We start from the raw sequence: 6,570 nt of genomic DNA, 5'->3' as shown, positions 1-6,570 counted from the left end.
TCTTGTCGGTCACATTCTGGTTACACTGTTTGTGTCGAAAGGGCCCTCGATTTAGAGCATCTGACTTTTAATCAGGTAGTCGCAGGCCCCAAACTAAACTCTCAAATGGAGAAGCAAATCCGTTGGTTCTGACGAAGTACTGGCGTATGTGCAGGGTTGGAAAACTGGTTTTCCTGATATGGTTGGAAAATGTGAGAACAGGATTGATGCCGGAGATGTCCTAGTTGAAGAGTGTTCCTGGACTAGCACTAACACAGGAAATCTTGTGGCACCTGATGGAAGCACCATTCCGCCAACTGGCAAAAGCGTCAACCTGAAGAACGTGCTGATCTGGGAATTCCAAGACGGCAAGGTCAAGTCTGTGAAAAATTACTTGGACATGATGACAATGCTGTCTCAATTGGGATTAGCAGGCTAAGTGGCGATAATTTTACTTAGCTGTCTTTTCAGAGATAGCCCGGTGGCCCCGCCTTTGGTATCGGGGCCCAACACGGTATGAGTGAACTGGTTGTTGTATATCAGTTTCTGGGGGGCTTTGTACATGTAGGGAGTCACTGAGAAATTTTACAGAATCTTCGACTTTCGTAATGTTACTGTTCCCTCAATTCAGAAAATCCGCAGTCCTTTAGATATTTGAATGTTTCTCTAGTCTTGTCAGGTATTGGAGGAATGAATACGACGCAGGCATCCCTGCCACGGGTTAATAACACTCGATATGAGTTCATACGAAGGCTTGCTGGAATTACAACTCTGCTGGATTCCCTATAACCAGCAGCAAACTCTGTACTCCAACGGCCGTCACGACGAATGAAGTCAGTTCCCCAAGCGAGCAAACAAGCGTCCAACTCAAGTCCTTGCGCTCCAAATTCAGTGGCAACTGTATCGAGCCCCGTACATGAACCCGGGGACCCGAAAGATTCTGAGTACCACCTCCCGTACTTGCCAGGTCCTTGGAAATCACATCTTGATCTAGCAGAGCCGATCCAAAACCTACTCAGCTTACCTCGTAGACATGAACTCGATGGGATATCTCGGGTTCCCCATAAGGCATACTTTTAAAACTTTCTGTCACAAAGGTCTCGCGCCAAGCGCCTGATGCCGTCAGGCGCAACAGTGCTTCTGGGTAGGCGGGCTCCTGAGTAGGGTCATCACGCAAACTGAAAACAATGGATGCACCCGGCATTGCCACCCTAATCAGTTCATCAAAACTGTGGGCCGGCGCATGTTTCGGAGTGATCGTTCCGCTCGACAGCACAGCAGCAAACGTATCGTCACTAAACCTCAGTCGTTCGCCGAGTGTCATCTGATGTAGTTCTGCATAGATCCCTTTATCACGGGCAATGTGGAGCATCCCTTCGGATAGATCGATACCCGTCATCGGCCCATAGCCCAGCATGGCAAGTGCTTCGCTCTGGATACCACCCCCGCACCCGGCATCGAGAATCGGTGCCGTACCCGACGCAACGAATCGTGTAAAGACGGCAGCAATCACCGCGGGTATCCGATAACCCATGGCGCAAAGGTCAAACTCATATTCCTTGGCCCACCGGTCATAGGCCGCCTGCTGTTCTTCCAGGCTGGTTGCCTGGTAGGAGTGAGAAACGTTCGTTTTGGGCATGAACTTTTCCTTTTAGATGGACAGGGGATTTTGCAGAACCGTACACGCCTATTATCGGGGTCGCACGGTTTGTCGGCCAGAACCCGGGCGGCAATCATTTGGCTCGGTACCGAAACACTCAGAGCAGTTCAACGACGATCTCCGTTGGTCCATCGGGCGCGTTGATCGCCCAACCAGGCCCTACCAGGTCGTAGGGGCAAGAGGAGACGGCGCAGATGAGGCCCATGCGTGCCTTCAGCACGACATAGCCACCCGGCTTGACCACGGGTGCAGCCGGTGTATTGAACATGAAGCCGTCCTCCACCGTTGTGTTGGTGAAGAAATTTACTGCGAGGGGGGTCACGATGACCTCATGACCCAGTTCACCCATCGCTATTTCGAGGTTCTCAGCGCAGCTCCTGTGATGACCCTCGACGCCGAACTGCTTGTAGCGAATGGCATCGCAGGGGGCGATGATCAGGTCGTGGATGCCATCGGCCCCGTCCTCGACAAAATCAAGCATCGGCTGGCGGAAGCGACTTAGAAAAGTGTCGCCGACCCGAGGGTGTAGCGCGCGTGTCGGCATCCAGGTATGGGGGGGTGATAACCACTCGCTGATGTCGTCGGCGCAAAAGGCAAAGAAGTCGGCGGACTGCTGGCCCTTAGGGGTGATGATGCGCAGACCCTGACCCTCACTAAGGTGAAACGCGCGGCCTTCGCCCGCTGGAATAACCAGTGTTTCCATGTGCTGACCTCTCTTTCGCTGTGACGTATGGATGGTTGCCAAGACTAACGACTGTTACCGACCACTACAAAAGGTGACCAGAAGATAGGATGCGCTGTTCTCCTGTGGCTGGCAATCTCCATCATAGACCGGCGTAGTGCCTTGAATATCGCCATGAAGCCACATCACGATTCTTTGAGAAAGGCTTAAACCCAGTAGAAGTAGCAACCATTACCGGACACAAAGACATCAAGATGCTGATGCGCTATACGCATTTAAGAGCAGAGGATTTGGTGGAGAGGCTGGATTAGTTGCTGCCCACACCCCACTAGTACCGTAAATTGCTGTTCATTATTACGGAATTATCTAGGTTTTGTTCTCGGTTTGTTGTTGGGGTTTTGCGGCTGACTGTTCTAATGTTTCGATTTTCTCGCGCAGTTGACGTAACTGTTTGTTCTGCTCCTCGTATTCTTCCCGGCCCACGAGGTTCATTTTCCCAATTACGGACTGGACTTGGGTTTCAACATATTTCTTCATGTTCTCATAAAAACTGTCAGGCAACATGCTTTTAATTGCTTTAGCGGCTTGAACGGCTGTCGTGAATTTACCAATCGCCATAATTTCTGACCTCCAGTCTAAATCTAGAATAACAGGATATACCTAATTAAGTAGCCACGATCGGACCACCCATTGATCCGCCCTTTACGGACTTCATTGGGGAGATTGGGTTAGGAAAGTTTTACTTCTTCATAACTTCCAATTAACTCCTCAGGAAGTGGTTGCCCTTGAAAATGCTTGGTATCTGTTGGTAGCTCAAACCACTCTTGCTTGCTTTCAATCCAGATATCTGCAGAAGGACGTAGATCGTCAGTATCTTGAAGCGTACCCGGCTTCAAAACTATGTGTTCGGAATCTAATACCGCTGCTTTGGCATAGATCCTTACGCCACAAGAACCACAGAAGAAACTCTCTACCTTGGCATTACTGTCTGCAATTCTAACGAATGATTTGAGAATGCCAGAAGTGAGTTTGAAATCATCTTTCTTCACCCACATGCTCATACCAAATGCTGAACCCGATGCGGTTTGACAATCAGTGCAATGGCAACGATATAAAGTGATAGGTGGACCCAACAATTCATACGAAATTACCCCGCATTGACAGCCGCCTTTCCTTTTCTGGATCTTCATTTTTGTCCGCCTTTACTAGTCAAAACCCTATACCGCTATCCTATTCTTGTTACAGGGAGACAACCAGACTGTTACGCTGATTAATCTTCACTACTAGTAACTGGAGAACACGCTGGTTTCCTGTTTCGTATTAAATTGCAAAACATCGTAGCCTTTGGGTTCGATACTCAACATGCCGGGGGACATCTGCGGCATACCCGGTGCAGCAAGCCCCATCAATTTTGGGCGCTCATCCAATAGTCGGCGAATATCTGATGCGGGGACATGACCCTCAATGATATAGCCGCCCACCTTGGCCGTATGGCAAGAATATAGCGCCGGATTGGTAATTCCCAACTTCTGCTTTATTGAAACAACATCGTCAACATTGTGAGCTGTTACTTCAAATCCATCGTCCTGCAGATAATCGACCCATCGCTGGCAACAACCACAACTCGCCGACTTCCATACAGTAATAGTGGGTTCGACCGAGAACGCCGGGTTCATTACAAACGCGAAAACCATTACCAGAACGATTGAGTAATACCTTATTTGTATCTTCATTGTTTTGCTTGGTAATTAAATCCAACTGGAATCGAAAGACCGTTATCTTATTCCTGTTACAGGCAGGCAACACTGGTGTAGTGCAACTCCCCGGTTTCCTCATCCTCGAGTTTAACCAGGCAACAACGGCCACAGCCGTCACAAAGGCTCTCCCATTCATGACTGGTCAGCGACAACAAGGGGCTGGTCATACTGTCATGCTAGCAACTTCATCCGTAATGACGATGCAGTTTAGGTACAGTCAAAGATGAAGACCAGTGATTAGACGACGCAAGTCGAGCCTAGCTCGAACAATCTCAGTGTGGCTGGGGCAAGGTTAAGCGTAGCCACGAAGAATTGCGCTCCTGCGCAAACCGCCGGGGCCCGTAATCGGATCGGTGGTTGTTGACCTCGTGGCCCTGACAACACGGACAGGCGGGCAGATCTGATAGCTTCCAGCGCCCTAACTGGAAGTAACGATAGCCGGGGATCGATTAGACATTAGTTTATCTAAACTAGATTCAATTTATTATCGTTTGCAAGTAAAGTGAATCATACCTAAATTACAGCCTGAAAAGTTGAACACCAATTAATTATTGTATAGGTATATTAACATGGCTAAAACGCCTCCCAACACCGATCCAATCGTCTCCGATTGGCTGGCGGCTAATGATGACGTCTATATCCCCCGAAACCGTGAAAAACCCGTTCTCACAGTCTTAGATGGCAAAGAATTTGCTTATCTGGACTACCATTCGGCTGTTCAGATGGGGAAAAAACTGCAGGCCGAAGCCTTCGCGCAATCTTTCAGTGCGATGGGTCGCGGAATCAAGCGATTCCTGTCCTCAACCGTACCCAGCCTGGCCCGATCCTTGTGGCGTCGACTGAAATCTAATCACCAGACTGGTCTTGCGGTTGCTGAGCTGTCCCGCCTTTCGCCTGAGCTACTTAAGGACATCGGCCTGACAGCCGGGGATATCTCGGTCGTTGCGTCCGGTCGGATCAGGACTGACGAGCTGAGTGAGATTCGTCGTTCTGGCTGGCCGTATTGATTGCTTGGTCTGTTCGAAATTCTGCGAATAATCCCTCACTCTGATTGCCACAAATCTAATACATGAAGGTGAGTTGAGTTTTAAACTTAAAATACACCAACGTTCTTCCTCCGTGCAATTTCACCGCACCTCGGCGGGGCTTTTACATTAGGGGAAATTCTGCAGACGCTGAACTAAATCGGTCTCGCACCCAACCAGAGCAGGGCGGCAGTAAAAGGCGCGGGGATATCCACGGCCGGGGTGTAGAAAAGAGGGTTAGAACCTGGGTATGTCTCCCATTTACAGGGCCATTCCTGGCGGTTGTTCAGAACAGAACGAGTGTTTATTCTTCCTATACTCTGAACAGGGCGAGGTCGAGGAGATGGACATCGGCCGGGCCGCAAGTCTGCCGCTAACGCTTAAGAATCTACTGGCGAGAGACACACCGCTGGAGCAGGTACTGCCTGCATTCACTTCGAACGTCGCAAACATTCTGCGCCTGCGCGACAGAGGCAGAATCAGGGCGGGAAATGCCGCCGATGTCATCGCGCTCGATGAGACCCACGATATTCTCGATGTCATAATCGCTGGATCTGGCACGTGAAAGATCGCCATCAGCAAATCTTTGGTCAGTTCGAAGAGCAGAACGGGATGAAACAGTAATGGGTCCGTCGAATCACACAGACGAGGGTGAGCGTGGCTTCATCATCCCGATCGGTGGCGCCGAGGAAAAACTGCACAACCCGGAAATCCTGGAAAGCTTTGTCGAAGTTTGCGGCGGCAGGTCGGCCCGCATTGCGATCATACCCACTGCGTCCGAGCTCGAAGATACGGGCCGGACTTACGAGAAGCTATTCCGCAAACTCGGCATCAAGCATGTACGTGTCTTGCAGATGCAGATGCGCGAAGACTGCCACTCGCAGAAGTTTCTCGATTACATCGAGGGCGCCCAGGGTGTTTTTATGACGGGCGGAAACCAACTGCGACTGTCGACAACGCTGGGCGGAACACCCGTTGCACAGATGATTCGGCGCCGAAATGCCGGCGGCATGCACGTCGCGGGAACGTCAGCGGGTGCGGCATTCATGCCCGAACACATGATCGCGGGTGGCGACGAAGGCAACACGCCCAGGATGGACATGGTGACGATGGCCCCTGGCCTCGGCCTGACCAACAGCTTCATCATCGACCAGCATTTTCGCAAGAGAGACAGGCTCGGACGCCTTCTGACGGCGCTCGCTTACAACCCGTTTGCGGTCGGTATCGGGCTGGATGAAAACACGGCAGCTTTCATCAAGCCAGGCGACTGTCTCGAAGTCGTCGGCAGCGGCGGCATCACGATCATCGATCCGAGCAACCTTAGCTATTCTTCAATGGACCGTGCACAAAAGGGCGAACCTGTTAGCCTGATCGACGTAAAGCTGCATATACTGATAGCCGGCGGCCGCTTCGAGATTGCTTCCCGAGAAGCATTCGTAGAGCCAAAAGAATAACGATGGAACCTGG

General features: G+C 50.8%; 9 protein-coding genes and 1 pseudogene. 5 read left to right on the top strand and 5 right to left on the bottom strand.

What is annotated here, in order from left to right:
- Positions 1 to 148: 148 nt before the first annotated feature.
- On the top strand, positions 149 to 418 hold the full coding sequence (locus MK323_11550; GenBank protein ID MCH2482788.1) for an ester cyclase: 270 nt from the start codon (positions 149 to 151) through the stop codon (positions 416 to 418).
- 576 nt (positions 419 to 994) lie between these two features.
- Here MK323_11550 and MK323_11545 read toward each other — a convergent pair.
- Together MK323_11545 and MK323_11540 are read right to left on the bottom strand one after the other, a co-directional pair.
- The gene (locus tag MK323_11545) at positions 995 to 1,618 is read right to left on the bottom strand and encodes a class I SAM-dependent methyltransferase (GenBank protein ID MCH2482787.1); all 624 of its coding nucleotides are present in this window, start codon (positions 1,616 to 1,618) and stop codon (positions 995 to 997) included.
- Between the two features lie 118 nt (positions 1,619 to 1,736).
- On the bottom strand, positions 1,737 to 2,342 hold the full coding sequence (locus MK323_11540) for an urea carboxylase-associated family protein (protein ID MCH2482786.1): 606 nt from the start codon (positions 2,340 to 2,342) through the stop codon (positions 1,737 to 1,739).
- 143 nt (positions 2,343 to 2,485) lie between these two features.
- Here MK323_11540 and MK323_11535 point away from each other — a divergent pair.
- A pseudogene (locus MK323_11535) lies at positions 2,486 to 2,632 on the top strand (tyrosine-type recombinase/integrase).
- Between the two features lie 55 nt (positions 2,633 to 2,687).
- Here MK323_11535 and MK323_11530 read toward each other — a convergent pair.
- From MK323_11530 to MK323_11520, 3 genes are all read right to left on the bottom strand, one after another.
- On the bottom strand, positions 2,688 to 2,939 hold the full coding sequence (locus MK323_11530; protein MCH2482785.1) for an accessory factor UbiK family protein: 252 nt from the start codon (positions 2,937 to 2,939) through the stop codon (positions 2,688 to 2,690).
- 110 nt (positions 2,940 to 3,049) lie between these two features.
- On the bottom strand, positions 3,050 to 3,511 hold the full coding sequence (locus MK323_11525; protein ID MCH2482784.1) for a GFA family protein: 462 nt from the start codon (positions 3,509 to 3,511) through the stop codon (positions 3,050 to 3,052).
- Between the two features lie 93 nt (positions 3,512 to 3,604).
- The gene (locus tag MK323_11520; protein ID MCH2482783.1) at positions 3,605 to 3,997 is read right to left on the bottom strand and encodes a DUF411 domain-containing protein; all 393 of its coding nucleotides are present in this window, start codon (positions 3,995 to 3,997) and stop codon (positions 3,605 to 3,607) included.
- 650 nt (positions 3,998 to 4,647) lie between these two features.
- Here MK323_11520 and MK323_11515 point away from each other — a divergent pair.
- The 3 genes from MK323_11515 (at position 4,648) to MK323_11505 (ending at position 6,557) form a co-directional block, all read left to right on the top strand.
- Positions 4,648 to 5,085, top strand: a complete 438-nt coding sequence (locus MK323_11515; GenBank protein MCH2482782.1) for a DUF1127 domain-containing protein — start codon at positions 4,648 to 4,650, stop codon at positions 5,083 to 5,085.
- A gap of 268 nt (positions 5,086 to 5,353) precedes the next feature.
- Entirely contained in the window at positions 5,354 to 5,668 is a 315-nt protein-coding gene (locus tag MK323_11510) for a hypothetical protein (GenBank protein ID MCH2482781.1), read from the top strand.
- 58 nt (positions 5,669 to 5,726) lie between these two features.
- Positions 5,727 to 6,557, top strand: a complete 831-nt coding sequence (locus MK323_11505) for a cyanophycinase (protein MCH2482780.1) — start codon at positions 5,727 to 5,729, stop codon at positions 6,555 to 6,557.
- The last annotated feature ends 13 nt before the right edge of the window (positions 6,558 to 6,570 follow it).

Source organism: Gammaproteobacteria bacterium (assembly GCA_022450155.1).
Taxonomy (GTDB): Bacteria; Pseudomonadota; Gammaproteobacteria; order Arenicellales; family UBA868; genus REDSEA-S09-B13.
The sequence above is the reverse complement of the archived record's forward strand: the minus strand, read 5'-3'. Positions and strand labels throughout refer to the sequence as shown.